Annotated in this window: 22 protein-coding genes and 2 riboswitches; of the genes, 16 read left to right on the top strand and 6 right to left on the bottom strand. The window is 70.8% G+C overall.

Features of this window, described 5'->3' with window-relative positions:
• Nucleotides 1-175 precede the first annotated feature (175 nt).
• Nucleotides 176-892, bottom strand: a complete 717-nt coding sequence (locus JOD46_RS18830; RefSeq protein WP_275588154.1) for an endonuclease domain-containing protein — start codon at nt 890-892, stop codon at nt 176-178.
• A riboswitch (glycine riboswitch) is annotated at nt 865-953 on the top strand. It overlaps the preceding gene by 28 nt.
• A 1-nt stretch (nt 954) precedes the next feature.
• A riboswitch (glycine riboswitch) is annotated at nt 955-1,062 on the top strand.
• Between the two features lie 45 nt (nt 1,063-1,107).
• Between JOD46_RS18830 and gcvT the strand changes: the two genes are divergently transcribed.
• Genes gcvT through gcvP form a run of 3 tightly spaced genes read left to right on the top strand, consistent with a single transcriptional unit; the run spans nt 1,108 to nt 5,656 of the window.
• Nucleotides 1,108-2,289 (top strand): glycine cleavage system aminomethyltransferase GcvT, encoded by a 1,182-nt coding sequence (gene gcvT, locus JOD46_RS14105; protein ID WP_204395147.1) that lies wholly within the window; start codon nt 1,108-1,110, stop codon nt 2,287-2,289.
• Between the two features lie 43 nt (nt 2,290-2,332).
• Nucleotides 2,333-2,704 (top strand): glycine cleavage system protein GcvH, encoded by a 372-nt coding sequence (gene gcvH, locus JOD46_RS14100; protein WP_204395146.1) that lies wholly within the window; start codon nt 2,333-2,335, stop codon nt 2,702-2,704.
• Between the two features lie 54 nt (nt 2,705-2,758).
• A complete protein-coding gene (gcvP, locus tag JOD46_RS14095; RefSeq protein WP_204395145.1) occupies nt 2,759-5,656 on the top strand; it encodes an aminomethyl-transferring glycine dehydrogenase in 2,898 nt (965 codons plus the stop codon).
• A gap of 72 nt (nt 5,657-5,728) precedes the next feature.
• Here gcvP and JOD46_RS14090 read toward each other — a convergent pair whose 3' ends face one another.
• Nucleotides 5,729-5,926 carry a hypothetical protein gene (locus JOD46_RS14090; RefSeq protein ID WP_204395144.1) on the bottom strand — a complete coding sequence of 66 codons (198 nt, stop codon included), beginning with the start codon at nt 5,924-5,926 and terminating at the stop codon, nt 5,729-5,731.
• A gap of 140 nt (nt 5,927-6,066) precedes the next feature.
• Here JOD46_RS14090 and JOD46_RS14085 point away from each other — a divergent pair, with 140 nt between their 5' ends.
• The gene (locus JOD46_RS14085; RefSeq protein ID WP_204395143.1) at nt 6,067-6,537 is read left to right on the top strand and encodes a hypothetical protein; all 471 of its coding nucleotides are present in this window, start codon (nt 6,067-6,069) and stop codon (nt 6,535-6,537) included.
• Here JOD46_RS14085 and JOD46_RS14080 read toward each other — a convergent pair.
• Complete coding sequence (locus JOD46_RS14080; protein ID WP_204395142.1) at nt 6,483-7,247, bottom strand: CPBP family intramembrane glutamic endopeptidase; 765 nt, start codon at nt 7,245-7,247, stop codon at nt 6,483-6,485. The genes JOD46_RS14085 and JOD46_RS14080 overlap by 55 nt on opposite strands.
• Nucleotides 7,248-7,460: 213 nt before the next feature.
• Here JOD46_RS14080 and JOD46_RS14075 point away from each other — a divergent pair, with 213 nt between their 5' ends.
• The 6 genes from JOD46_RS14075 to JOD46_RS14050 all read left to right on the top strand — a co-directional run bounded on the left by JOD46_RS14075 (nt 7,461) and on the right by JOD46_RS14050 (nt 16,034).
• Nucleotides 7,461-9,086 carry a peptide ABC transporter substrate-binding protein gene (locus tag JOD46_RS14075; RefSeq protein ID WP_204395141.1) on the top strand — a complete coding sequence of 542 codons (1,626 nt, stop codon included), beginning with the start codon at nt 7,461-7,463 and terminating at the stop codon, nt 9,084-9,086.
• A gap of 186 nt (nt 9,087-9,272) precedes the next feature.
• A complete protein-coding gene (locus tag JOD46_RS14070; RefSeq protein WP_204395140.1) occupies nt 9,273-10,202 on the top strand; it encodes an ABC transporter permease in 930 nt (309 codons plus the stop codon).
• Entirely contained in the window at nt 10,192-11,142 is a 951-nt protein-coding gene (locus JOD46_RS14065; protein ID WP_204395139.1) for an ABC transporter permease, read from the top strand. The genes JOD46_RS14070 and JOD46_RS14065 overlap by 11 nt, the downstream gene beginning before the upstream one ends.
• Nucleotides 11,139-12,908: a dipeptide ABC transporter ATP-binding protein gene (locus tag JOD46_RS14060; protein ID WP_204395138.1), complete on the top strand. Its 1,770-nt coding sequence runs from the start codon at nt 11,139-11,141 to the stop codon at nt 12,906-12,908. The genes JOD46_RS14065 and JOD46_RS14060 overlap by 4 nt, the downstream gene beginning before the upstream one ends.
• 215 nt (nt 12,909-13,123) lie before the next feature.
• A complete protein-coding gene (typA, locus tag JOD46_RS14055; RefSeq protein WP_204395137.1) occupies nt 13,124-15,028 on the top strand; it encodes a translational GTPase TypA in 1,905 nt (634 codons plus the stop codon).
• 154 nt (nt 15,029-15,182) lie between these two features.
• Nucleotides 15,183-16,034, top strand: a complete 852-nt coding sequence (locus JOD46_RS14050) for a M23 family metallopeptidase (RefSeq protein WP_204395136.1) — start codon at nt 15,183-15,185, stop codon at nt 16,032-16,034.
• A 19-nt stretch (nt 16,035-16,053) separates the two neighbouring features.
• Here JOD46_RS14050 and JOD46_RS14045 read toward each other — a convergent pair whose 3' ends face one another.
• Nucleotides 16,054-16,866 carry an enoyl-CoA hydratase/isomerase family protein gene (locus tag JOD46_RS14045; RefSeq protein WP_204395135.1) on the bottom strand — a complete coding sequence of 271 codons (813 nt, stop codon included), beginning with the start codon at nt 16,864-16,866 and terminating at the stop codon, nt 16,054-16,056.
• Between the two features lie 88 nt (nt 16,867-16,954).
• Here JOD46_RS14045 and JOD46_RS14040 point away from each other — a divergent pair, with 88 nt between their 5' ends.
• From JOD46_RS14040 to JOD46_RS14020, 5 genes are all read left to right on the top strand, one after another.
• Nucleotides 16,955-17,410 (top strand): hypothetical protein, encoded by a 456-nt coding sequence (locus JOD46_RS14040; RefSeq protein ID WP_204395134.1) that lies wholly within the window; start codon nt 16,955-16,957, stop codon nt 17,408-17,410.
• Nucleotides 17,407-17,832 (top strand): hypothetical protein, encoded by a 426-nt coding sequence (locus JOD46_RS14035; protein ID WP_204395133.1) that lies wholly within the window; start codon nt 17,407-17,409, stop codon nt 17,830-17,832. Before JOD46_RS14040 ends, JOD46_RS14035 begins: the two co-directional genes overlap by 4 nt.
• Nucleotides 17,833-17,885: 53 nt before the next feature.
• Nucleotides 17,886-18,206, top strand: coding sequence for a ferredoxin (gene fdxA / locus JOD46_RS14030; protein WP_092669160.1), 321 nt, complete (start codon nt 17,886-17,888; stop codon nt 18,204-18,206).
• A gap of 2 nt (nt 18,207-18,208) precedes the next feature.
• Nucleotides 18,209-19,324, top strand: coding sequence for a succinyldiaminopimelate transaminase (dapC, locus tag JOD46_RS14025; protein ID WP_204395132.1), 1,116 nt, complete (start codon nt 18,209-18,211; stop codon nt 19,322-19,324).
• Nucleotides 19,325-19,467: 143 nt separating this feature from the next.
• The gene (locus JOD46_RS14020; RefSeq protein ID WP_372432650.1) at nt 19,468-20,781 is read left to right on the top strand and encodes a citrate synthase; all 1,314 of its coding nucleotides are present in this window, start codon (nt 19,468-19,470) and stop codon (nt 20,779-20,781) included.
• Nucleotides 20,782-20,784: 3 nt separating this feature from the next.
• Here JOD46_RS14020 and ctlX read toward each other — a convergent pair whose 3' ends face one another.
• A complete protein-coding gene (gene ctlX, locus JOD46_RS14015) occupies nt 20,785-21,768 on the bottom strand; it encodes a citrulline utilization hydrolase CtlX (RefSeq protein WP_204395131.1) in 984 nt (327 codons plus the stop codon).
• Nucleotides 21,769-21,773: 5 nt separating this feature from the next.
• Nucleotides 21,774-22,802 (bottom strand): ornithine cyclodeaminase, encoded by a 1,029-nt coding sequence (gene ocd, locus JOD46_RS14010; RefSeq protein WP_204395130.1) that lies wholly within the window; start codon nt 22,800-22,802, stop codon nt 21,774-21,776.
• Nucleotides 22,803-22,931: 129 nt separating this feature from the next.
• Here ocd and JOD46_RS14005 point away from each other — a divergent pair, with 129 nt between their 5' ends.
• On the top strand, nt 22,932-23,363 hold the full coding sequence (locus JOD46_RS14005) for an Lrp/AsnC family transcriptional regulator (RefSeq protein ID WP_204395129.1): 432 nt from the start codon (nt 22,932-22,934) through the stop codon (nt 23,361-23,363).
• Nucleotides 23,364-23,380: the final 17 nt, after the last annotated feature.

Raw genomic sequence — 23,380 nt, 5'->3', positions numbered from 1 at the left:
GGCTTCGTGTCAAGATGACGCGAAGTCCGTGGATGCCCAGCTTACAGTCACTCTGACCTGAACGCGAATCGTGTGACGCGCCTCCCGACACGTCGAACTGCTCCGCAGTCCGCCACGCCGCCGCCTCGACGAGGCGTGGCGGACTGCGGAGCGGCTGCGCCGGGCGTCAGGGGCGTCAGGAAGTCCATCCGCGCAGCTCGAGGCGTGCGGCGATGCGCTGGATGATTCGGGCCGATGCGACCGTCGGCGCATCGGGGACGTCGTCGCCCGTGAAGCGGATGACCGTCCAGCCGGCGTCCTGGAGCCGCTCGTACAGGGCGATGTCGCGCCGGAACTGCACATGCGACCGGTGGTGATCGCCCTCGTACTCCATCGCGATCCGATGCTCCGGGTAGGCGAGGTCGACCGTCGGCTCGTACCCGGGAGGGTGTCCTCGATCACGCGGTACGCGACCCGCGGCTCGGGCAGCCCGGCTCGCACGATCCGCACCCGCAGCAGCGACTCGCGTCGCGACAGCGGTCCGGGACGCAGCAGCGGCAGCGCCGAGCGGAGCAGGGCGACGCCGGCGGAGCCCCGGTGCGCGGCCGCCGCGGCGGTGAGCGCGGGGAGGCTCGCGTACGGCGCCCTGCGCCCGCCGAGGTCGCGCACCGTGAGCAGGTGGTCGCCGGCCGCCACGAGGTCCTCGAGCGAGAGCTGCGCGGCGAGTTGGCACCAGGTCGATCCGCAGTTCACCACGCCGTCGCGGTGCGCGCGCGTGGTCGACTGCGGACCAAGACGGCGAGGGCCGCGACCGGGAGCGCGGCACACGCGCCACGGGGCTCGGGCGGGACTGTAGACTGCCTGCACAACCGCATATCAGGCCATCGACGCGTCGCGGGAGAGCCGGATCCATCCGGCACCGAAGGAGCAAGCCTCCCCGCCAATCTCTCAGGTCGCATCACCGCGACGACGAGGCCGACTCTGGAAAGCGGATTGCGCGCACGCGTCATCCCGCCGAAGGTGAAAGCACAGCTCCCCACGGGCGCGGCGCGAAGCTCTCAGGCCCATGACAGAGGGGGAGTTCTCGAGCGGCGTCCGCCGCGCGATCCGCGCGATCCTGGAGAACTCGTGACCGACGCAACCGGCACCACCACCGACCCCGGCACCACCGAGCGCCGCAGCCCCCTCGACGAGGTGCACCGCGCCGAGGGCGCGTCGTTCACCGACTTCGCCGGCTGGCAGATGCCCGTGCGCTACTCGAGCGACCTGGCCGAGCATCACGCGGTGCGCCAGCACGCCGGGCTGTTCGACCTGTCGCACATGGGCGAGATCCTGGTGGTCGGCCCCGAGGCATCCGACGCGCTCGACTACGCGCTCGCCGGCAAGCTCTCGGCCATCGTCGAGGGCCAGGCCAAGTACTCCCTCCTGCTCGCACGCGACGGCGGCGTCATCGACGACCTCGTCGTGTACCGCACGGGCGAGGACCGCTACATGGTCGTCGCGAACGCCGCGAACCGCGAGGTCGTCGCCGAGGAGCTCCGCAACCGGACGGCGCCGTTCGACGCCGAGGTGTTCGACGAGTCCGACGACATCGCGCTCATCGCGCTGCAGGGTCCCGACGCGCTCGAGGTCCTGCAGCAGACCGAGGGCTTCGGCATCCAGGGCCCCGGCAACGACGACGAGGACTTCGACACGGCCGTGGCCGCGCTGAAGTACTACCGCGCGATCGGCGCCGAGTTCGAGGGGGGCCCGGTGCTCGTCGCACGCACCGGCTACACCGGCGAGGACGGCTTCGAGCTCTACGTCGCACCCGATCGCGCGAAGCGGCTCTGGGAGGCCCTGCGCGAGACCGGCGGACCCCGCGTCGTGCCGTGCGGGCTCGCGAGCCGCGACACCCTGCGCCTCGAGGCGGGCATGCCGCTCTACGGGCACGAGCTCGGCCGCGACATCCTGCCGGTGCAGGCCGGCCTCGGCCGCGTGGTCGCGCTCACCAAGGAGGGCGACTTCGTCGGCCGCAGCGCGATCGAGCAGGGGCCCGCCGAGGGCGCGCACGTGCTCGTCGGCCTGACCGCCGAGGGCCGCCGTGCGCCGCGCGCCGGCTACGCCGTGTTCGACGGCGAGGGCGACGACGCACGCGAGGTCGGCGAGGTCACCTCCGGCGCGCTCTCGCCCACGCTCGGCCACCCGGTCGCCATGGCGTTCGTGGCGCCCGAGGCCGCGGAGCCCGGCTCGCAGCTGTTCGTCGACGTGCGCGGCACGCGCATCCCGGCGACCGTGACCGCCCTGCCGTTCTACAAGCGCGGCGCCTGACCGGTTCCGCCCGAGCACCACACGACACCAGAGGAGCACCCGCATGACCGAGAAGACCGACCTCAAGTACACCGCCGAGCACGAGTGGGTGAAGGTCGACGGCGACACCGTCACCGTCGGCATCACCGACTACGCCGCCGAGAAGCTCGGCGACGTCGTCTACGTCGACCTGCCCGCCGCGGGCACCGCGATCACCGCGGGCACCGTCGTCGGCGAGATCGAGTCGACCAAGTCGGTGGGCGAGCTCTTCGCCCCGGTCGACGGCGAGGTCGTCGAGTCGAACCAGGCCGTCGTCGACTCGCCCGAGCTGGTCAACAGCGACCCGTTCGGCGAGGGATGGCTCCTCAAGGTGACCGCCGCGTCGCTGCCGACGCTCCTCAGCCACGACGAGTACCGCGCCCTCACGGGCGAGTAGGTCTCGAGACGCGGGCCGCGCCCGCTCCTCGACCGACGAACGACTAGGAAGACGATGACCACCAGCACCTCCACGGCCTTCGACGTCGACGCCTTCGGGCGCCGGCACATCGGCACGACCCCGCGCGACCACGAGTGGATGCTCGCCGCGCTCGGCTACGACTCGCTCGACGCGCTCATGGATGCCGCGGTGCCGTCCGCGATCCGGATGCACGAGGTCATCGACTCGGTGATCCCGGCCGCCGCGACCGAGCGCGAGGCGCTCGCCGAGCTGCGCGCGCTCGCCGACGCGAACACCGTGCGCACGTCGATGATCGGCCTCGGCTACTCGGGCACGATCACGCCGGCGGTGATCCAGCGCAACGTGCTCGAGAATCCGAGCTGGTACACGGCGTACACGCCGTACCAGCCCGAGATCTCGCAGGGCAGGCTCGAGGCGCTCATCAACTTCCAGACGATGGTCGCCGACCTCACGGGGCTCGACACCGCGAACGCGTCGATGCTCGACGAGGGCACGGCCGTCGTCGAGGGCATGCTGCTCGCGCGGCGTGCGTCGAAGAACCGCACGAACCGGTTCGTCGTCGACGCCGACGCGCTGCCGCAGACGCGGGCGCTGCTCGCCTCGCGCGCCGACGCGGTCGGCATCGAGCTCGTCGTCGCCGACCTCGACGAGACGACGGATGTCGCGGCGCTCGGCGAGCACTTCGGCCTCTTCGTGCAGTACCCCGGCGCATCCGGCCGCGTGTGGGACCCGTCGGCGGTCATCGCCGCGTCGAAGGCGCAGGGTGCGCTCGCGGTCGTCGCGGCCGACCTGCTCGCGATGGCGCTGCTCACGAGCCCGGGCGAGCTGGGCGCGGATGTCGCCGTCGGCACCTCGCAGCGATTCGGCGTGCCGATGGGCTTCGGCGGCCCGCACGCCGGGTACATGGCGGTGCGCGCGGGGCTCGAGCGGCAGATGCCGGGGCGTCTCGTCGGCGTCTCGCAGGATGCCGCGGGCCACCCCGCGTACCGGCTCAGCCTCCAAGCGCGCGAGCAGCACATCCGCCGCGAGAAGGCGACGTCGAACATCTGCACTGCGCAGGTGCTGCTGGCCGTCATGGCGTCGATGTACGCCGTGTACCACGGGCCGCGCGGCATCCGGCACATCGCGGTGACCACCGCCGCGAAGGCGAAGGCGCTCGCCGACGCGCTCACCGGGTTCGGGCTCACGCTCGCGCACGACGCGTACTTCGACACCATCCGCGTGCACGTACCGGGGCTCGCGCGCACCGTCGTCGAGCGCGCCCGCGAGCTCGGCCTGAACCTGTGGGAGGCCGACGAGGCGACCGTGCACGTGGCCGTCGACGAGACCACCACGGCCGACGAGCTCTCGCGCGTCGTCGAGGCGTTCGGGTTCGACCCGCGCCTCGAGGTGCCGGTCACCGTGCGGGAGCGGCCCGCGAGCCTGCCCGAGGGGCTGCGCCGCACGTCGTCGTACCTCGAGCACCCGGTGTTCAACACGCACCAGTCCGAGACGCAGATGATGCGGTACCTCAAGACCCTCGCCGACCGCGACTACGCGCTCGACCGCGGGATGATCCCGCTCGGCTCGTGCACCATGAAGCTCAACGCGGCGACCGAGATGCAGGCCGTCACGTGGCCGGAGTTCGCGAACCTGCACCCGTTCGCGCCCGAGGCCGACGTGGTCGGCTCGCTCGGGCTCATCGAGCAGCTCGAGAGCTGGCTCGCCGAGGTCACGGGCTACGACACGGTCTCGCTGCAGCCGAACGCGGGCAGCCAGGGCGAGCTCGCGGGCCTGCTCGCGATCCGCGGCTACCACCTCGCGAACGGCGACGTCGAGCGCGACGTGTGCCTCATCCCGTCGAGCGCGCACGGCACCAACGCGGCGTCGGCGGTGCTCGCCGGTATGCGCGTCGTCGTCGTCGCGTGCGACGAGCTCGGCAACGTCGACCTCGACGACCTGCGCGCGAAGATCGCCGAGCACGCCGAGCACGTCGCGGCGCTCATGATCACCTACCCGTCGACGCACGGCGTCTACGAGCACGACGTGAAGGACATCACGCAGGCCGTGCACGACGCCGGCGGCCAGGTGTACATCGACGGCGCGAACCTCAACGCCCTGCTCGGCTTCGCCCGGTTCGGCGACGTCGGCGGCGACGTCTCGCACCTGAACCTGCACAAGACGTTCTGCATCCCGCACGGCGGCGGTGGCCCCGGCGTCGGCCCGGTCGCGGCCAAGTCGCACCTCGCGCCGTACCTGCCCGGCCACCCGATGGCGCAGCGGAACGACCACGCCGGCGGCGTCACGCACGACGGCGGCCCGGTGTCGGCGGCGCCGTACGGCAGCCCGTCGATCCTGCCGATCTCGTGGGCCTACGTGCGCATGATGGGCGCCGAGGGGCTGAAGCAGGCCACGGCGACCGCGGTGCTGGCCGCGAACTACGTGGCCGCGCGCCTGCGCGACCACTTCCCGGTGCTGTACACGGGCGAGAACGGCCTCGTCGCGCACGAGTGCATCCTCGACCTCCGGCCGCTCACGGCCGAGACCGGGGTCACGGTCGACGACGTCGCCAAGCGCCTCATCGACTACGGCTTCCACGCGCCGACGATGTCGTTCCCCGTCGCGGGCACGCTCATGGTCGAGCCCACCGAGTCGGAGGACCTCGCCGAGCTCGACCGGTTCGTCGAGGCCATGATCCAGATCAAGGCCGAGGCCGACGCGGTCGGGCGCGGCGAGTGGCCCGCCGACGACAACCCGCTGCGCAACGCGCCCCACACGGCCGAGTCGGTCATCGCGGGGGAGTGGACGCACCCCTACACCCGCGAGCAGGCGGTCTATCCCGTGCACTCGCTCGTGCGTGCGAAGTACTGGGCGCCCGTGCGGCGCATCGACCAGGCGTACGGCGACCGCAACCTGGTGTGCGCCTGCCCGCCGATCGAGGCGTTCGCCTAGGGACTCCTCGATGCGCAGCGGCCCCGCGCCGCGAGGTCGTCACGACCTCCGCGGGGCGGGGCCGCCGCAGGCTCAGGCCTGGGCGGGCCTCGGCGCCGCGTGGCGTCCGCGGTCGCGGTACTCGACGCGCGGCGTCGCGGCCGCGGCCGTCGTGCGGCGCGCGAGCGCGCGCGAGCGCGCCTCGGCGACCTCGGTCTCGTCGGTGGCGTGGCGGCGGTCGGTCGCGCGGCGGGCGAGGCCGCCTGCGGCGATGGCGTGTGCGAGGTCCATGGTGGTCGTCTCCTGGATTCCGGTCGTCCCCCTGACGACCTCGACCATGGTCCCGTCGGCCGCGGTTCGCCGGATCCGGGCCCTCCCGTGATCCCCGCCCGGGAGTACACTGAGGTTCTCTCGCACTAGGGGGTGCGCGCATGATCCCGGTCGACCTCGTCGCCGCATTCGCGACGATCGCCTTCGTGGGCGTCATGGTGGGTTGCACGCTCGCCGGATCGTCCTCGCTCGGCCTGCAGCAGCGGGCTGGCCTGCTCGAACGCCGCGACCCGGCGCTGGCCGACGCCCTGCGACGCGCCGACGCGATGAGCGAGTTCTCGCGCGGCGGCGGATTCGGCGGCTACGAGCAGATGTCGCCGGTCTGCACGCCGAGCCGGCGCAGCTGGATGGACGGCGCGCGCGTCCGCGCCGCCGACTCGGACCTCCGCGTCCAGCCGCCCGAGGAGGCGCTGCCGCCGATGCCCGCGACTGTGGTCGCGCTGGCGCGCGGCCGGCACGTCGCCGAGGCGGCGCGCACGCGGCATCCGTCGGCTCGACCGGCCGAGCCCGCCGTGCCTCAGTCGGCCGGCGGGGCGAAGAGCCCCGGCCACAGGCCGACGGCGAGCGGGTAGCCCACGAAGGAGACGATGTCCAGGATCCAGTGCGCGATGACGAGCGGCATCGTGCGCCCCCAGCGCGTGTAGGCCCAGCCGAACACGACGCCCATCACCGCGTTGCCCACGAACGCGCCGAAGCCCTGGTAGAGGTGGTACGTGCCGCGCAGCAGCGCGCTCGAGAGGATCGTCGCCCACGGACCGACGCCGAGCTCGCGGAGGCGGGTGAAGAGGTAGCCGACGGCGACGACCTCCTCGACGAGCGCCGCCTTGAGCGCCGCGAGCACCAGGATCGGCACCGTCCACCAGTGCGCGTCGAGCGGCTGCGGCACCACGGCCACCGTGAAGCCGAGCGCGCGGCCGGCGGCGTAGAGCGCGAGCCCGGGCACGCCGATGACGGCGGCGAGCAGCAGTCCGGATGCCGCGTCGCGGCCGGGCCTCGTGAGGTCGAGCCCGATCCGGCGGAACGGGTCGCGCCCGGGCTGCCACAGGAGGTACAGCACGAGCGCGACCACCGCGACCCCGAACACGACGTCGAGGAACTGGTAGGTGAAGTCGAGCCATTCGCGCTCCGAGCGCGATTGGTTGAGCGCCGCGCTCTGCTGGCCGAGCGGGCGCCCGGCGGTGAGCCGGCCGATGATCGACACGATCGAGTAGACGGCCGAGGCGCCGAGCGAGAGCGCGAGCACGATGCCGATCTCGATGCGGAGCCGGCGGGCCGAGGACATGGCGCAATCCTCGCATGACGCGTGCAGACGCAAGAATCGTGCGTCCACGCCTGCTCATCTGCGCACGAGACCGGTCGTAGGTTGCGCCTCGGTAACGGTTCCGCGAGGAGGTTTGCTCGGCCCGAGCCCGCGTATAGCCTCGGATCACCTACAAGCGCCCCCTTGCTCGACCACGAAATCGCGCGAGCGTGCGCTCATCTCACAGGAGGAACATTGAAGATCAAGAGAATCGGCCTCGCAGCCATTGCTCTTGCTGCGGCCGGCGCGCTGACGCTGGCCGGATGCTCGACGAGCAACGAGCCGGCGGCCCCCGAAGGTGATGCGACCGCGATCATCACCACCAACGGCTCGGAGCCCCAGAACCCGCTGATCCCGACGAACACCAACGAGACCGGTGGCGGCAAGATCCTCGACTCGATCTTCGCGGGTCTGGTCTACTACGAGGCCGACGGCAAGCCCGTCAACGACATGGCCGAGTCCATCGAGACCGAGGACTCGCAGACCTACACCATCAAGGTGAAGGAGGGTCAGAAGTTCACCAACGGTGAGGACGTGACCGCCGAGTCGTTCGTCAAGGCGTGGAACTACGGCGCCGCGCTCGACAACGCGCAGCTCTCCAGCTACTTCTTCGAGTCGATCGACGGCTTCTCGTACGACGAGAACGTGGCCGAGCTCCCGGGCCTCGAGGTCGTCGACGACCTGACCTTCACGGTCAAGCTCAAGCAGCCCGAGTCCGACTTCCCGCTCCGACTCGGCTACTCGGCGTTCTTCCCGCTCCCCGAGGCGGCGTGGGAGGACCTCGAGGCCTACGGTGAGAACCCGATCGGCAACGGCCCGTACATGCTGGCCGAAGAGGGTGCCTGGAAGCACAACGAGAAGATCGACCTCGTCAAGAACGAGGACTACCAGGGCCCGCGCCAGGCGCAGAACGGCGGCCTCTCGATCATCTTCTACGCCACGCAGGATGCGGCCTACGCCGACCTCCAGGGCGGCAACCTCGACGTGATCGACCAGATCCCCGACAGCGCGCTCTCGACCTACCAGGACGAGTTCGGCGACCGTGCGGTCAGCCAGGCCGCGGCGATCTTCCAGTCGTTCACCATCCCGGACCGCCTCCCGCACTTCGCGGGTGAGGAGGGCCAGCTCCGTCGTGCCGCCCTCTCGCACGCGATCAACCGCGAAGAGGTCACCGACGTGATCTTCTCGGGCACCCGTACGCCGGCGCACGACTTCACCTCGCCGGTCATCGACGGCTACTCCGAGGACATCCCCGGCAGCGACGTGCTCGAGTACGACGCCGACAAGGCCAAGGAACTGTGGGCCGAGGCCGACAAGATCAGCCCCTGGAGCGGTTCGTTCCAGATCGGCTACAACGCCGACGGTGGCCACCAGGCCTGGGTCGACGCCGTGACCAACCAGATCAAGAACGAGCTCGGCATCGACGCCTCGGGCGCTCCGTACCCGACGTTCGCCGAGTTCCGCACCGCGGTCACCGACCGCTCCATCCAGACCGCGTTCCGCACCGGTTGGCAGGCCGACTACCCGGCGCTGTTCAACTTCCTCGGACCGCTGTACGGCACGGGTGCCGGCTCGAACGACGGCGACTACTCGAACCCCGAGGTCGACGCGCTCCTGAAGGAGGGCTCGGCTGAGACCGACCTCGACGCGGCGAACGAGAAGTTCCAGCAGGTCCAGGAGATCCTCTTCAAGGACCTCCCCGCGATCCCGCTCTGGTACGCGACGGTCAACGGCGCGTGGGGCGAGCAGGTCGAGAACGTCCAGTTCGGCTGGAACTCGGTCCCGCTCTACTACGAGGTCACCAAGACCGCGGCCGAGTGATTCACGGCACAAGGTGAACGAGAGTTAGACTCTCTGTCGCCCGTGGGGCGGCGGTCCATTCGGATCGCCGCCCCACTCCCACGTATCCGGGGTGGAGCCAAGGCGCGTAACATCGTGTGGCACACCCCCACAACGGTGAGGTTTCCTTCCAACATGTCAACACACGCAGAATGCGGGGCCTGATCGATGGCCGGCTATATCCTGCGCCGACTGCTCCAGGCGATCCCTGTGCTGCTCGGCACCACATTCCTGATCTACTTCATGGTCTTCGCCATGCCGGGCGACCCGATCGTCGCCCTGTTCGGCGAGAAGACCCCGCCGCCCCAGGTCCTCGAAGCGGTCCGTGAGCGGTACAACCTGGACAAGCCGTTCATCGTCCAGTACCTGCTCTTCCTCGGCGGCATCTTCCGTGGAGACTTCGGCGTCTCCTTCTCCGGCCAGCCCGTCTCCGAGATCCTCGCCGACACGTTCCCCGTCACGCTGCGCCTCGCGATCCTCGCGGTGCTCATCGAGATGGTCTTCGGCATCGCGATCGGCCTCGTATCGGGCCTGCGCAAGGGCGGCATCTTCGACGCGAGCTTCCTCGTCGTGAGCCTCATCCTGATCTCGCTGCCGGTCTTCGTCGTCGCCTTCGTGGCCCAGTACGTCTTCGGCATCCAGCTCGGCTGGTTCCGGACCACCGTCGGTCCGGGCGCGCCGATCCAAGACCTGATACTCCCGGCGATCGTGCTCGCGACGATCAGCTTCGCCCAGATCGTTCGACTGACGAGGGCGTCGGTCATCGATACGGACACCCAGGACTTCGTTCGCACCGCCGCGAGCAAGGGCCTGTCGCGGAGCCGCATCGTCCCCGTGCACATCCTGCGCAACTCGCTGATCCCCGTCGTGACCTACCTCGCCGTCGACTTCGGCGTGCTCATGGTCGGCGCGACCGTGACCGAGGGCATCTTCAACGTGCCCGGCGTGGGCCGCACGCTCTACCAGGCCATCATCCGCAGCGAGGGACCGACCGTCGTCTCGTTCGTGACGGTCATGGTGCTGATCTACCTCGTCATCAACCTCCTGGTGGATCTGCTGTACGCCGTTCTCGACCCGAGGATCCGCTATGCCAAGTAACACCAGACCCGCACAGGCGCACTACGTCGCTCCCCTCGAGGAGACCCCGCTCGTCGCCATCGACTCGGTCAAGGCCGAGGGCAAGCCCTCGAACCTCTGGACCGACGCGTGGCGCGACCTGCGCAAGCGGCCGATGTTCTGGATCTCCTCGATCCTCATCGTGCTGATCGTCATCGTCGCGCTGTTCCCGACCCTGTTCACGAGCGTCGACCCCCGGTACTGCCAGCTCTCGCTGAGCAACCAGGGTCCCGGCGGCGACAGCGTGCTCGGCTACAACCGGCAGGGCTGCGACATCTACGCCCGCATCATCCACGGCACCGGCACGTCGCTGTCGGTCGGCCTGATCGTGACGTTCATCGTCGCGTTCCTCGGGGTCGTGTTCGGCGCGTTCGCGGGCTTCTACGGCGGATGGGTCGACTCGGTGCTCTCGCGCATCGGCGACATCTTCTTCTCGATCCCCTACATCCTCGCGGCCGTCGTGGTCATGTCGGTGTTCTCGCAGTTCGCGAACGTCCTCACCATCTCGCTGGCCATCGGCGCCTTCGCGTGGCCGGCGACCGCCCGCGTGCTCCGCGCCGAGATCCTGCGGGTGAAGAACGCCGACTTCGTGATGGCGGCGACCGCGCTCGGCGTCTCGCGATTCCGGATCCTGCTGCGCCACGTGCTGCCGAACTCGATCGCCCCCGTGCTCGTCATCACGACGATCTCGCTGGCATCGGCGATCGTGGCCGAGGCGACGCTGTCCTTCCTCGGTGTCGGCCTGCCCTCGAGCACCATGTCGTGGGGCAATGACATCAGCCAGGCGCAGGTCGACCTGCGGACCAACCCGCAGACGCTGATCCTCCCCTCCATCGCGCTGTCGGTGACCGTGCTGAGCTTCATCATGCTCGGCGAGGTCGTCCGCGACGCGCTCGACCCGAAGGCGAGGGCCCAGCGATGACCACGACCGTGAACGGAACCGACGTGCAGCAGACCGGCACGGGCCTCGAGGAGCGCCCGCTCCTCGAGATCAAGGACCTCAAGGTCGCGTTCAACACGCAGGAGGGCAAGGTCACCGCCGTCGACGGCGTGAACATCACGCTCTACCGCGGCCAGAGCCTCGCGATCGTGGGCGAGTCCGGATCGGGCAAGTCCACCACCGCGCACGCGATCATCAACCTCCTCCCGGGCACCGGCCATGTCGCCGGCGGCCAGATCCTCCTCGACGGCCAGGACCTGACCAAGGCCTCGAAGAAGGAGATGGAGTCGATCCGCGGACGCAAGGTCGGCTTCGTGCCCCAGGACCCGATGTCGAACCTGAACCCGGTGTGGTCCATCGGGTTCCAGGTCGAGGAGGCCATCAAGGCCAACGGCATCGCGACGGGTCGCAAGGAGGTCCGCGCCCGGGCCATCGAGGTGCTCCAGCAGGCCGGCCTGAAGGATGCGGACCGCCGTCTCAAGCAGTTCCCGCACCAGTTCTCGGGCGGCATGCGCCAGCGCGTGCTGATCGGCATCGGCCTCGCGGCCGATCCGCAGCTGCTCATCGCCGACGAGCCCACCTCGGCGCTCGACGTGACGGTGCAGCGCGTCATCCTCGACCACCTCGAGTCGCTCACCCGCGAGCTCGGCACAACGCTGCTGTTCATCACGCACGACCTCGGCCTCGCCGCCGAACGCGCCGAGCAGCTCGTCGTGATGTACAAGGGCAAGGTCGTCGAGTCCGGCCCGTCGCGCGAGATCCTCGAGAACCCGCAGCACCCGTACACCCAGCGGCTCGTCGCCGCGGCCCCCAGCCTCGCCTCCCGTCGCATCCAGGCGTCGGGCAGCGTCGCGGCGGCCGAGGCGTCGATGTCGGAGGATGCCTCGCACGTCGCGGGCGACACGATCGACCTGATCGCGACCGCCGAGGCGCGCCATGAGGCCGTCGAGGCCGCGGCCGCGCAGCCGCCGGCGATCGTGGTCGAGGACCTCACCAAGGTCTTCAAGATCCGCGGCTCGGGCGACTTCACCGCCGTCGACAGCGTGTCGTTCCAGATCCCGAGGGGCACCACCACGGCGCTCGTCGGCGAGTCCGGCTCCGGCAAGTCGACCGTGGCGAAGATGCTGCTGAAGCTCGAGGATGTCACGAGCGGCAAGATCCTCGTCGGCGGCAAGGACCTGGCGAAGCTCACCGGCAAGGAGCTCTTCGATCTCCGCAGCCGCATGCAGCCCGTCTTCCAGGACCCCTACGGGTCGCTCAACCCGCTGCGCAACATCGGGAACACGATCGCCGAGCCGCTCTCCACCCACAAGGTCGGCGACTCGCACTCGCGCCGCGAGCGCGTGTTCGAGCTGCTCGACCAGGTCTCGCTGCCGCGCACCCTGGTCGGCCGGTACCCGAACGAGCTGTCGGGCGGGCAGCGCCAGCGCATCGCGATCGCGCGCGCGCTCGCGCTCAAGCCCGAGATCGTGGTGCTCGACGAGGCCGTGTCGGCGCTCGACGTGCTCGTGCAGGCCCAGATCCTGCGCCTGCTCGCCGACCTGCAGGCCGAGCTCGGCCTGACCTACCTCTTCATCACCCACGACCTCGCGGTCGTGCGCGTCATCGCCGACAACGTCTGCGTGATGCAGAAGGGGCGCATCGTCGAGGCGGCGACCACCGACGAGGTGTTCGACAACCCCACGGAGCAGTACACGAAGGACCTGCTCGCGGCCATCCCGGGCGCGAACCTCAAGCTCGGCGCGTAGCGCGGAGCGGTCCGACCGACCGGACGCCCGGCCTCCTCGACGGAGGCCGGGCGTCCGGCGTTTCCGCGACGCTCTCGCCGACAGGGTAGTCTTGACGGGCGCGAACCGTCGTCACGGCCCGTCGCGCTCCACCGACTCCCATCCAGCGCCCTCCCGCGCTGCCGATCCGCGCCCCGGAGCCCGCACGGCGACCGGCGGCCACGCGAGGACCCACCATGGCCAAGGCCACCCGCAACGACCTGCGCAACGTCGCGATCGTCGCCCACGTCGACCACGGCAAGACGACGCTCGTCGATGCCATGCTCAAGCAGACCCACTCGTTCGCCGACCACGCCCACGTCGACGAGCGCGCGATGGACTCGAACGAGCTCGAGCGCGAGAAGGGCATCACGATCCTCGCGAAGAACACCGCGGTGGAGTACAACGGCGCGCACGCCGCATCCGGCCCGGTGACGATCAACGTGATCGACACGCCCGGCCACGCCGACTTCGGCGGCGAGGTCGAGCGCGGCCTGTCGATGGTCGACGGCGTCGTGCTGCTCGTCGACGCGAGCGAGGGCCCGCTGCCGCAGACCCGCTTCGTGCTCCGCAAGGCGCTCGAGGCGCGGCTGCCGGTGATCCTGCTCGTCAACAAGACCGACCGCCCCGACGCGCGCATCGACGAGGTCGTCGCGGAGAGCCAGGACCTGCTGCTGGGCCTCGCGTCCGACCTCGCCGACGACGTGCCCGACCTCGACCTCGACGCGATCCTCGACGTGCCCGTCGTCTACGCCTCGGGCAAGGCCGGCCGGGCCTCGCGCGAGAAGCCCGCGAACGGCAGCCTGCCCGACTCCGAGGACCTCGAGCCGCTGTTCGAGGCCATCCTCGAGCACGTCCCGGCGCCCACCTACGACGACGAGGCGCCCCTGCAGGCCTGGGTCACCAACCTCGACGCATCGCCGTTCCTCGGCCGCCTCGCGCTGCTGCGCGTCTTCAACGGCCGCATCCGCAAGGGTCAGACCGTCGCGTGGGTCCGCCACGACGGCTCGCACTCCAACGTCCGCGTCACCGAGCTGCTGAAGACCAAGGCGCTCGAGCGCTTCCCGGCCGAGGAGGCCGGCCCGGGCGACATCATCGCGGTCGCGGGCATCGAGGAGATCACGATCGGCGAGACGCTCGCCGACCCCGAGGACGTCCGGCCGCTCCCCGCCATCCACGTCGACGACCCCGCGATCTCGATGACGATCGGCACGAACACGTCGCCCATCGTCGGCAAGGTCAAGGGGCACAAGCTCACGGCGCGCATGGTCAAGGACCGCCTCGACCGCGAGCTCGTCGGCAACGTCTCGCTCAAGGTGCTCGACATCGGCCGTCCCGACGCGTGGGAGGTCCAGGGCCGCGGCGAGCTCGCGCTCGCGATCCTCGTCGAGCAGATGCGCCGCGAGGGCTTCGAGCTCACCGTCGGCAAGCCCCAGGTCGTCACGAAGACCGTCGACGGCAAGGTGCACGAGCCGTACGAGCACCTCACGATCGACGCGCCCGAGGAGTACCTGGGTGCCATCACCCAGCTCCTCGCGGCGCGCAAGGGCCGCATGGACAACATGGCCAACCACGGCACCGGATGGGTGCGCATGGAGTTCATCGTGCCGAGCCGCGGCCTCATCGGCTTCCGCACCGAGTTCCTCACGATCACGCGCGGCACGGGCATCGCGAACGCGATCTCGCACGGCTACGACGAGTGGGCGGGCACCATCACGACGCGCAACAACGGCTCGATCGTCGCGGACCGCGCGGGCGTGGTCACTCCGTTCGCGATCATCGCCCTGCAGGAGCGCATGACCTTCTTCGTGAACCCGACCGAGGAGGTGTACGAGGGCATGGTCATCGGCGAGAACTCGCGCACCGACGACATGGACGTGAACATCACCAAGGAGAAGAAGCTCACCAACATGCGCTCGTCGACGGCCGACACGTTCGAGTCGATGACGCCGTCGCGCCAGCTCACGCTCGAGGAGTGCCTGGAGTTCGCGCGCGAGGACGAGTGCGTCGAGGTCACGCCCGAGAAGGTGCGGATCCGCAAGGTGATCCTCGACCAGACCGAGCGTGCGCGGGCCGCCTCGCGCTTGAAGAAGCAGGCCTGATCGACTGGCGGCGGCGGGCACGCGCGGCATCGGCCGCGTGGCCCGCCGCCGTCGTCGATTGATGAAGTTCTCAGAAACCCCCGCGTAGGGTTTCTCGGGTCGTTCGAAACGCATCCATTCGTTACGTAACCGTTACCCCCGAGACTTCCCCCTTATGACCCACCCCCAGCACGGCCGCCGCGCGGCCGCACGCCCCACGCGCCGCGACGCGACCGCCCGCTCGGCCGCCGCAGCCGCCTCCCGCACCGCCGCCGTGTCCGCCGACGCACCGCGCGCCCCGCGCTGGACCCGCTCGACCGCGCCCTCCCGCTCCCTGATGTCGATCGCGACCATGTCCGCCGTCGGCGGCATGCTCCTCGCGACGAGCGTTCCCGCACTCGCGGTGACCGCGACCGACAGCGAGGTGCGCGCATCCGTGTACGCGCCCGCCGAGGACACGCGCTCGCTCCGCTCGCAGACCCTCGACGTCGGCTCCGAGGTCGCCCTCGCGCCGATCGACGTCGAGGGATGGGACGTCGAGGCGGCGCCGCCGCCCATCGAGTCCCAGGTGGCGGGCCTCGGCGAGGTCGCCCTGATCGAGACGCCGCGCGTCGTCTGGCCCGTCGACCCGTCCCGCACCTCCGACGGCTTCGGCCCGCGCATCGCGCCGTGCGCCGGCTGCTCGACCACGCACGACGGAATCGACTTCAACCCCGGCGCGGGCGCGCCGATCGTCTCGATCGCCGACGGCGTCGTCGTCACGGCGAACACGGGCGACGGGGGGCTCGGCAACTACGTGGAGATCCAGCACAACATCGGCGGCGAGCTCATCACGTCGCTGTACGCGCACATGGCGTACGGCTCGATGCAGGTCTCGGTCGGCCAGCGCGTGAGCGCGGGCCAGCTCGTCGGCGCGGTCGGCTCCACCGGCCAGTCGACCGGTCCGCACCTGCACCTGGAGATGTACGGCGCCGACGGCGTGCGCTTCGACGGCATGGCCTGGCTCCAGGCGCACGTCACGGGCTGACGCCCCGAGCGCGCCCGGCTCAGCGCCCGGCGAAGCGCGGATCGCGCTTCTCGAGGAACGCCGCGACGCCCTCGTGCATGTCCTCCGTGCGGAAGGCGTCCTCGAACCCCGCCACCTCGAGTTCGGATGCCGTCGCCGTGGGCGTTCCGGCGGCCTGCACGAGCACGCGCTTGGCCAGGGCGACCGCCGTCCAGGCGTTCTCCGCGACCTCGGCGATGGTCGCGCGCGCGCCCGCGAGGAGCGCCTCGCGGTCGGCGAACCGCCGGGCGACGAGCCCGGCGCGTTCCGCCTCGGCCGCGTCGATGCGCCGACCGGTGTAGATCAGCTCCTTCGCGAGGGGCAGGCCCACGGCGCGCGGCAGGCGCACGGTGCCGCCGAATCCGGGGATCAGGCCGAGGCGCACCTCGGGCTGCCCGAACGCCGAGGCGTCGGTCGCGTAGATCAGGTCGCAGGCGAGCGCCAGCTCGAGGCCGCCGCCCAGCGCGAAGCCGTCGACGCACGCGATCACCGGGGCCGGGAACGCCTCGATCGCGGCCGCGACCCGGTGGCCGAGCCGTGCCGCTTCGGCACCCTCCTCGGGCGTCAGCTCCGACAGCGAGCGGATGTCGGCTCCCGCCACGAACGCGCGACCGCCCTCGCCGACCACGATCACGCCGCGCACCGCGTCGCCCTCGGCGGCGAGCTGGTCGAACGCGCCGGCCACGGCGCGGAGCACGTCGGGGGAGAGGGCGTTGAGCGCCTTCGGGCGGTCGATCACGACGGTCGCCACGACGCCGTCGCGCTCGATGCGGACGGGCGACGGGTCGGTGCGGGTCACGGGCTGGTCGGTCATGCGGCTGGTCCTTCCCGCGGCGCGGCGCCGCGCTCGCGACCACGCTACGCCATGCTCCGGCGGGGGCGTCGCCGGTAGACTCGCGGGCATGCCTGAACCCCGCATCCGAGGCCGCGCGGCCGCGCTGCTGCCGCTCGCCGCCCTCACCGCGGCCCTGCTCGCCGGCTGCGCCGGGAATCCCGTGCAGGACCTCGTGGATCGCACCGTCGAGGATGCCGTCGAGGGGGCCACGGGCGGCGACGTCGAACTCAGCGGCGACCTGCCGGCCGACTTCCCCGAGTCGGTGCCCGTCATCGACGGCACGATCGAGCTTGCGGGCGGCACGGGCAGCAGTGCCGAGGGCTGGGTGGTCGTGCTCTCGTCCCCCTCGTCCGATCCGCTGGCCGACGCGACCACGGCCCTCACGGGGGCGGGCTTCACGCAGGATGCGACGCTCTCCGGCGAGAGCGCCGGCGGCTCGGTCTACACCGACGGCGAGTACCTCGTCGTGCTCGCCGGCGACGAGACGACCGTGACCTACACGGTCATGCCCGCGCCGCGATGAGCACCGTCGACGGCATCCCCGGGCCGGAGGCACCGCGTTCGCTCGGGTCGCGCATCGGGAGCCTCGCGATCGCGTTCGCGATCGGCCTGGTGTACGGCACGCTCGGCACGGTCGGCCACCGCCACGCCTGGCAGGTCGGCGATGTGACCATCCCGTGGGGGCTCGTGCTCGGGCTGGTCGGCGTGGCGGCCCTCCTCGTCGGCATCCGCCTCGTCGCGGGCGGCCGGGCGGCGTGCGCGGCGGCGGCGATCGGCATCGTCGCCGCGGTCGCCCTCTTCTCGCTGCCCGGGCCCGGCGGCTCGGTGCTCGTCGCCGGCGGCGTGGTCGGCACCGTCTGGGCGGTGGGTCCGGCGCTCATCGCGGTGCTCGTGGTGGCGTGGCCCTCGTTGCCGTCACGTGACGCCGCGCGCACGTCGCGATGACCGAGCGCGCGTAGACTGGCAGTCCGGCATCTTCGAAGGGACAGCGACCCACCGTGACCTACGTCATCGCCCTGCCATGCGTCGATGTGAAAGATCGTGCCTGCATCGACGAGTGCCCCGTCGACTGCATCTACGAGGGTGAACGCTCGCTCTACATCCACCCCGACGAGTGCGTCGACTGCGGTGCGTGCGAGCCGGTGTGCCCCGTCGAGGCGATCTACTACGAGGACGACCTGCCCGACGAGTGGGCCGACTACTACAAGGCCAACGTCGAGTTCTTCGACGACATCGGCTCGCCCGGCGGCGCGGCGAAGGTCGGCGTGATCCCCAAGGACCACCCGCTCGTCGCCGCCCTGCCGCCGCAGGGCCACTGAGCATGGCGCTCGGCGCCCTGCCCGACTACCCCTGGGACCTCATGGTCCCGTATCGGGATCGGGCGGCGTCGCACGCCGACGGACTCGTCGACCTCTCGATCGGCTCGCCGGTCGACCCCACGCCGCGCATCGTGCGCGATGCGCTGACGGCGGCGACCGATGCGCACGCGTATCCGACCACGACCGGCACGCCCGCCCTGCGGCGCGCGATCGTGGACTGGTTCGCACGTCGCCGCGGCGTGACCGGCCTCGACGAGGATGCCGTGCTGCCCACGATCGGCTCGAAGGAGCTCGTCGCGCTGCTGCCGTTCTTCCTCGGCGTCGGCGAGGGCGACCGCGTGGTGCATCCGCGGGCGGCCTACCCGACGTACGAGATGGGCGCGGTCTTCGCGGGCGCGACGGCCGTGGCGTCCGACGACCCCGACGAGTGGCCCGAGCGCACACGGCTCGTGTGGCTGAATTCGCCGGGCAACCCCGACGGTCGCGTTCTCGGCGTCGACGAGCTGCGACGCGCCGTCGCACGGGCGCGCGAGCTCGGCGCCGTGATCGTCGGCGACGAGTGCTACGCCGAACTCGGGTGGGAGGCGCCCTGGCAGGACGGCGCGGTGCCGAGCATCCTCGACCCGCGCGTCACCGACGGTGACACGACCCGCATCCTCGCGATCTACTCGCTCTCGAAGCAGTCGAACATGGCCGGGTACCGGGCTGCGTTCGTCGCCGGATGCCGCGACTCGATCGCGCGCCTCACGACGGCGCGCAAGCACGCCGGCCTGATGGTCCCGGCCCCGTTGCAGGCCGCGATGACGGTCGCGCTCGGCGACGACGCGCACGTCGCCGAGCAGAAGGAGCGGTACCGGGCCCGTCGTGCACTGCTGAAGCCCGCGCTCGAGTCGGCCGGATTCCGCGTCGACCGGAGCGAGGCGGGGCTCTACCTCTGGGCCACGGAGGGGCGCGACGCGTGGGAGTCCATCGGGCGCCTCGCCGATCTCGGAATCCTGGGGGGACCGGGGTATTTCTACGGCACGCACTTCCCCGGTCACGTTCGGCTGTCGCTGACGGCGACCGACGAGCGCATCGCCGCGGCCGCGGGCCGGCTCCGGGCGGCCGCGGGCCTGTGACATCCGCCAAGCGAATGCCGCGTCTGTTGGCGGATGCGACAGTGTGCCGTCGGCACGTCTAGGCTGTATTCGGGCCGCGCGCGCCGACCGGTGCGGGGCCGGAGAGCAGGGGACCTTCGATAGTGACGATCACAGGAGATGCCGTGAGCAACGTCGTGAACGAAGCGGCCGGGGCCGATCGCCCCGACACCGCGACGCTGGCCTTCCCGGGCGGCACCGCCGAGTTCCCCATCCACGGCGCGACGCAGGGCAACTCGAGCATCGACCTCTCCACGCTCACGCGCCAGACGGGCCTCACCGCGCTCGACTACGGCTTCGTGAACACGGCGTCGACGCGCTCATCGATTACCTACATCGACGGCGAGCAGGGCATCCTGCGCTACCGCGGCTACCCGATCGAGCAGCTCGCCGAGCACTCGACCTACCTCGAGGTCGCCTGGCTGCTCATGTACGGCGAGCTGCCCACGCCCGACGAGCTCGCGGAGTTCGACGAGAAGATCCGCCGGCACACGCTGCTCCACGAGGATCTCAAGCGCTTCTTCTCGGCGCTGCCGCATACCGCGCACCCGATGGCCGTGCTCTCGAGCGCGGTCGCCGCGCTCTCGACGTACTACGAGGACTCGTCCGATCCGCACGATCCCGACCACGTCGAGCTCACGACCATCCGGCTGCTCGCGAAGATGCCGGTCATCGCCGCCTACGCGCACAAGAAGAGCATCGGGCAGGCGTTCCTGTACCCCGACAACTCGCTGAACTTCGTCGAGAACTTCCTGCGGCTGAACTTCGGCAACATGGCCGAGCCGTACTCGATCGACCCGACGCTCGCGCGCGCGCTCGACCGCCTGCTCATCCTCCACGAGGACCACGAGCAGAACGCGTCGACCTCCACCGTCCGGCTCGTCGGGTCGACCGGCGCGAACCTGTACGCGTCGATCTCGGCCGGCATCCAGGCGCTCTCGGGCCCGCTGCACGGCGGTGCCAACGAGGCGGTCCTGCAGATGCTCGCGCAGATCCGCGACTCGGGCGAGGGCGTGGCGAAGTTCGTCGAGCGCGTCAAGCGCAAGGAGGACGGCGTCAAGCTCATGGGCTTCGGCCACCGGGTGTACAAGAACTACGACCCGCGCGCGAAGATCGTGAAGACGAGCGCCGACGCCGTGCTCGAGGGCCTCGGCGTGAACGACCCGCTGCTCGACATCGCCAAGGAACTCGAGCAGTTCGCGCTCGAGGACGAGTACTTCAAGCAGCGTCGGCTGTACCCGAACGTCGACTTCTACACGGGCGTGATCTACAAGGCGATGGGCTTCCCGACGCGGATGTTCACGGTGCTGTTCGCGATCGGGCGCCTGCCCGGCTGGATCGCGCACTGGCGCGAGATGAACCTCGACCCCGCGACGAAGATCGGCCGCCCGCAGCAGCTGTACACGGGCTCGGCCGAGCGGCACTACCCGGTTCGCTGACGGCTACTCGACGACCGGCAGCGCGACCGAGTCGTCGAGCCGCGCCGACTCGCGCTCGACGAGTCCGGGTCGCGGGTCGAGGTGGATGCCCGCGAGCATGCACCGCACCGATCCGCCCGCGAGCTCGATGGTCGGCACGTCCAGCGGCAGCAGGCGCGCGCTGCGCTCGATCCGCGAGCGCTGGTCGTCGGTGAGCGCGTCGTGGGCGCGCCGCGAGAGTGCGAGGACGCGCCCCTCCGAGCCCCACAGCTCGAGCGCGTTCCCGGCGAACTCGTCGACCTGCGCGTTGGTGAGCGCGATCACGTCGCGGCGCCCGCGCGCCGACAGGCGATCGAGCACCTCGCGCCGGCGGGCGGGTGAGACGAGCATGTCGGCGGCCACGAGCGCGAACTCGGTCGCGATGCTGAGGATCACGTTGGTGTGGTACACGGCGACCCCGCGCCCGTCGACCGCGTCGAACACCATGGGCTCGTAGCCGAAGTTCGTGCAGAACCGCTCGAGCGCGATCGGGTCGGCGCGGTTCGACCGCGCCGCGTACGCGATCCGCAGCTCGTGGTCGAGCACCATGGCGCCCGTGCCCTCGAGGAACACGTCGTCGTACTCGAGGCCCGAGTAGTCGATGACGTCCTGCACGCGGTAGGTGGTCTTCAGCAGCTCGACGATGTCGCCCCGGCGCTCGGTGCGCCGGTTCGGCGTGTACATCGGGTAGAGCGCGATGTGGCCGCCCGAGTGCGTCGAGATCCAGTTGTTCGGGAACACGCTGTCGGGCCGGTGCTCGGCCTCGTCCTCGAAGAGGTGCACGGTGACGCCGGCCGACTCGAGCGCGACGGCGGCGCGGGTCACCTCCTCGTAGGCGGCCGCGGCGAGCCGTTCGGGGTCGAGCCCGTCGGCGCTCGGCTGGAAGCCGTTGTCGGCGAGGGTCTGCGGGTTGGGCGCGAAGCGGTGGGGCCGCACCATGACGACCGCGGAGGGGGACTGCACCGACATCCGGCTCACCCCACCGGTGAGAAGGCGCCGACGAGGCCGAAGAGGTCCTTCGGGTCGTCGGGGTCGGCGACGAGGTCGATCCGCTGCTCGAAGTGCGTGCCGGCGACCTGGTCGCGCACGTAGCGCAGCGCCGAGAAGTCCTCGATCGCGAACCCGACCGAGTCGAAGAGCGTGACCTGGTCGGCGCTCGTGCGGCCGGTCGATCGGCCCGTGAGCACCTCCCACAGCTCGGTCACGGGGAAGTCGGCCGGCTTGGCCTGGATCTCGCCCTCGATGCGGGTCTGCGGCGTGAACTCGACGAACACCGCGGCGCGGTCGAGGATCGCGGGGTCGAGCTCGGTCTTGCCGGGGCAGTCGCCGCCGATCGCGTTCAGGTGCATGCCGGGGCGCACCCACTCGTCGGCGACCACGGCGTTGCGGGCCTTGTCGGCCGTGCACGTCGTCACGACGTCGGCGCCCTGGAGCGCCTCGGCCGCGCTGCCGGCCACGTCGATCTCGAAGCCGAGCGGCAGCATGTTGCGCACGAACTTCGCGATCGCGTCGGGATCGACGTCGTAGACGCGCAGGCGCGTGATGCCGAGGGCCGACCGGAACGCGAGTGCCTGGAACTCGGCCTGGCTGCCGGTGCCGATCATCGCCATGACCTCGGAGTCGGGCCGGGCGAGCAGCTTGGCGGCGAACGCGCTCGTCGCCGCGGTGCGCAGCGCCGTGAGCACGGTCATCTCGGCGAGGAAGGTGGGGTAGCCGTTGTGCACGTCGGCGAGCACACCGAAGGCGGTCACGGTCTGGTAGCCGCGAGCCGGGTTGGAGGGGTGGCCGTTGACGTACTTGAACGCGTAGGACTCGTGGTCGCTCGTGGGCATGAGCTCGATGACGCCGAACGGCGTGTGGCTCGCGACGCGGGGTGTCTTGTCGAAGCTCTCCCAGCGGGCGAAGTCCTGCTCGAGGTACTCGAGGATCCCGGCGATGATGCGCTCGGGCCCGGTGCTGGCGACCCAGCCGACCATGTTGCGTACGTCGACGAAGCTCGTCATCACGTTCCCTTCCGATTCGACCCCCGCGATCGAGCGTAGGACCGGTCGATATGCAACGGCAACGACCGATCTGCACTCGGACCGTCCGCGCACAGCGCAGAGTGCGAAGGTGCGGGTTACACTTTGTGCATGGATCATCTCGACGATCTCGATCGGCGCCTCCTCGCGCTCCTCCGCGAGGACGGCCGGGCCCCGGTGGCCGAGCTCGCGCGCCGGCTCGGGGTCGCGCGAGCGACCGTCACGGGCCGGATCGACCGGCTCGTGACATCCGGGGTCATCATCGGGTTCTCGGTGCGCGTGCGCGACGAGATGGACCCGCTCGCGATCCACGCGATCTCGTTCATCGAGGTCGAGGGCCGCAGCACCGACGACGTGATCCGCCGGTTGCGCGGGTTCCCCGAGATCATCGCGCTGCACACGACGAACGGCGGATGGGACCTGGTGGCCGAGCTGCGCACGGACACCCTCGGCGACTTCGACCGCGTGCTCGGCCGCATCCGCTCGATCGCGGGCGTCGTCAACAGCGAGACCAGCCTGCTGCTGAGCTCCGTGCTGCGCTGAGCCCCCGCTCCGGCTCC

The organism is Agromyces aurantiacus, assembly GCF_016907355.1.
GTDB lineage: Bacteria > Actinomycetota > Actinomycetes > Actinomycetales > Microbacteriaceae > Agromyces > Agromyces aurantiacus.
The sequence above is the reverse complement of the archived record's forward strand: the minus strand, read 5'-3'. Positions and strand labels throughout refer to the sequence as shown.

Coding starts and splice junctions, on each gene's coding strand:
- JOD46_RS14080 (WP_204395142.1), bottom strand. CDS start 7,247: ATGTCCTCGGCCCGCCGGCTCCGCATCGAGATCGGCATCGTGCTCGCG.
- JOD46_RS14035 (WP_204395133.1), top strand. CDS start 17,407: ATGAGCACCGTCGACGGCATCCCCGGGCCGGAGGCACCGCGTTCGCTC.
- JOD46_RS14070 (WP_204395140.1), top strand. CDS start 9,273: ATGGCCGGCTATATCCTGCGCCGACTGCTCCAGGCGATCCCTGTGCTG.
- JOD46_RS14085 (WP_204395143.1), top strand. CDS start 6,067: ATGATCCCGGTCGACCTCGTCGCCGCATTCGCGACGATCGCCTTCGTG.
- JOD46_RS14005 (WP_204395129.1), top strand. CDS start 22,932: ATGGATCATCTCGACGATCTCGATCGGCGCCTCCTCGCGCTCCTCCGC.
- ctlX (WP_204395131.1), bottom strand. CDS start 21,768: ATGTCGGTGCAGTCCCCCTCCGCGGTCGTCATGGTGCGGCCCCACCGC.
- JOD46_RS14090 (WP_204395144.1), bottom strand. CDS start 5,926: ATGGACCTCGCACACGCCATCGCCGCAGGCGGCCTCGCCCGCCGCGCG.
- JOD46_RS14040 (WP_204395134.1), top strand. CDS start 16,955: ATGCCTGAACCCCGCATCCGAGGCCGCGCGGCCGCGCTGCTGCCGCTC.
- gcvP (WP_204395145.1), top strand. CDS start 2,759: ATGACCACCAGCACCTCCACGGCCTTCGACGTCGACGCCTTCGGGCGC.
- dapC (WP_204395132.1), top strand. CDS start 18,209: ATGGCGCTCGGCGCCCTGCCCGACTACCCCTGGGACCTCATGGTCCCG.
- JOD46_RS14060 (WP_204395138.1), top strand. CDS start 11,139: ATGACCACGACCGTGAACGGAACCGACGTGCAGCAGACCGGCACGGGC.
- JOD46_RS18830 (WP_275588154.1), bottom strand. CDS start 892: ATGGATCCGGCTCTCCCGCGACGCGTCGATGGCCTGATATGCGGTTGT.
- ocd (WP_204395130.1), bottom strand. CDS start 22,802: ATGACGAGCTTCGTCGACGTACGCAACATGGTCGGCTGGGTCGCCAGC.
- JOD46_RS14045 (WP_204395135.1), bottom strand. CDS start 16,866: ATGACCGACCAGCCCGTGACCCGCACCGACCCGTCGCCCGTCCGCATC.
- JOD46_RS14050 (WP_204395136.1), top strand. CDS start 15,183: ATGACCCACCCCCAGCACGGCCGCCGCGCGGCCGCACGCCCCACGCGC.
- typA (WP_204395137.1), top strand. CDS start 13,124: ATGGCCAAGGCCACCCGCAACGACCTGCGCAACGTCGCGATCGTCGCC.
- gcvH (WP_204395146.1), top strand. CDS start 2,333: ATGACCGAGAAGACCGACCTCAAGTACACCGCCGAGCACGAGTGGGTG.
- JOD46_RS14065 (WP_204395139.1), top strand. CDS start 10,192: ATGCCAAGTAACACCAGACCCGCACAGGCGCACTACGTCGCTCCCCTC.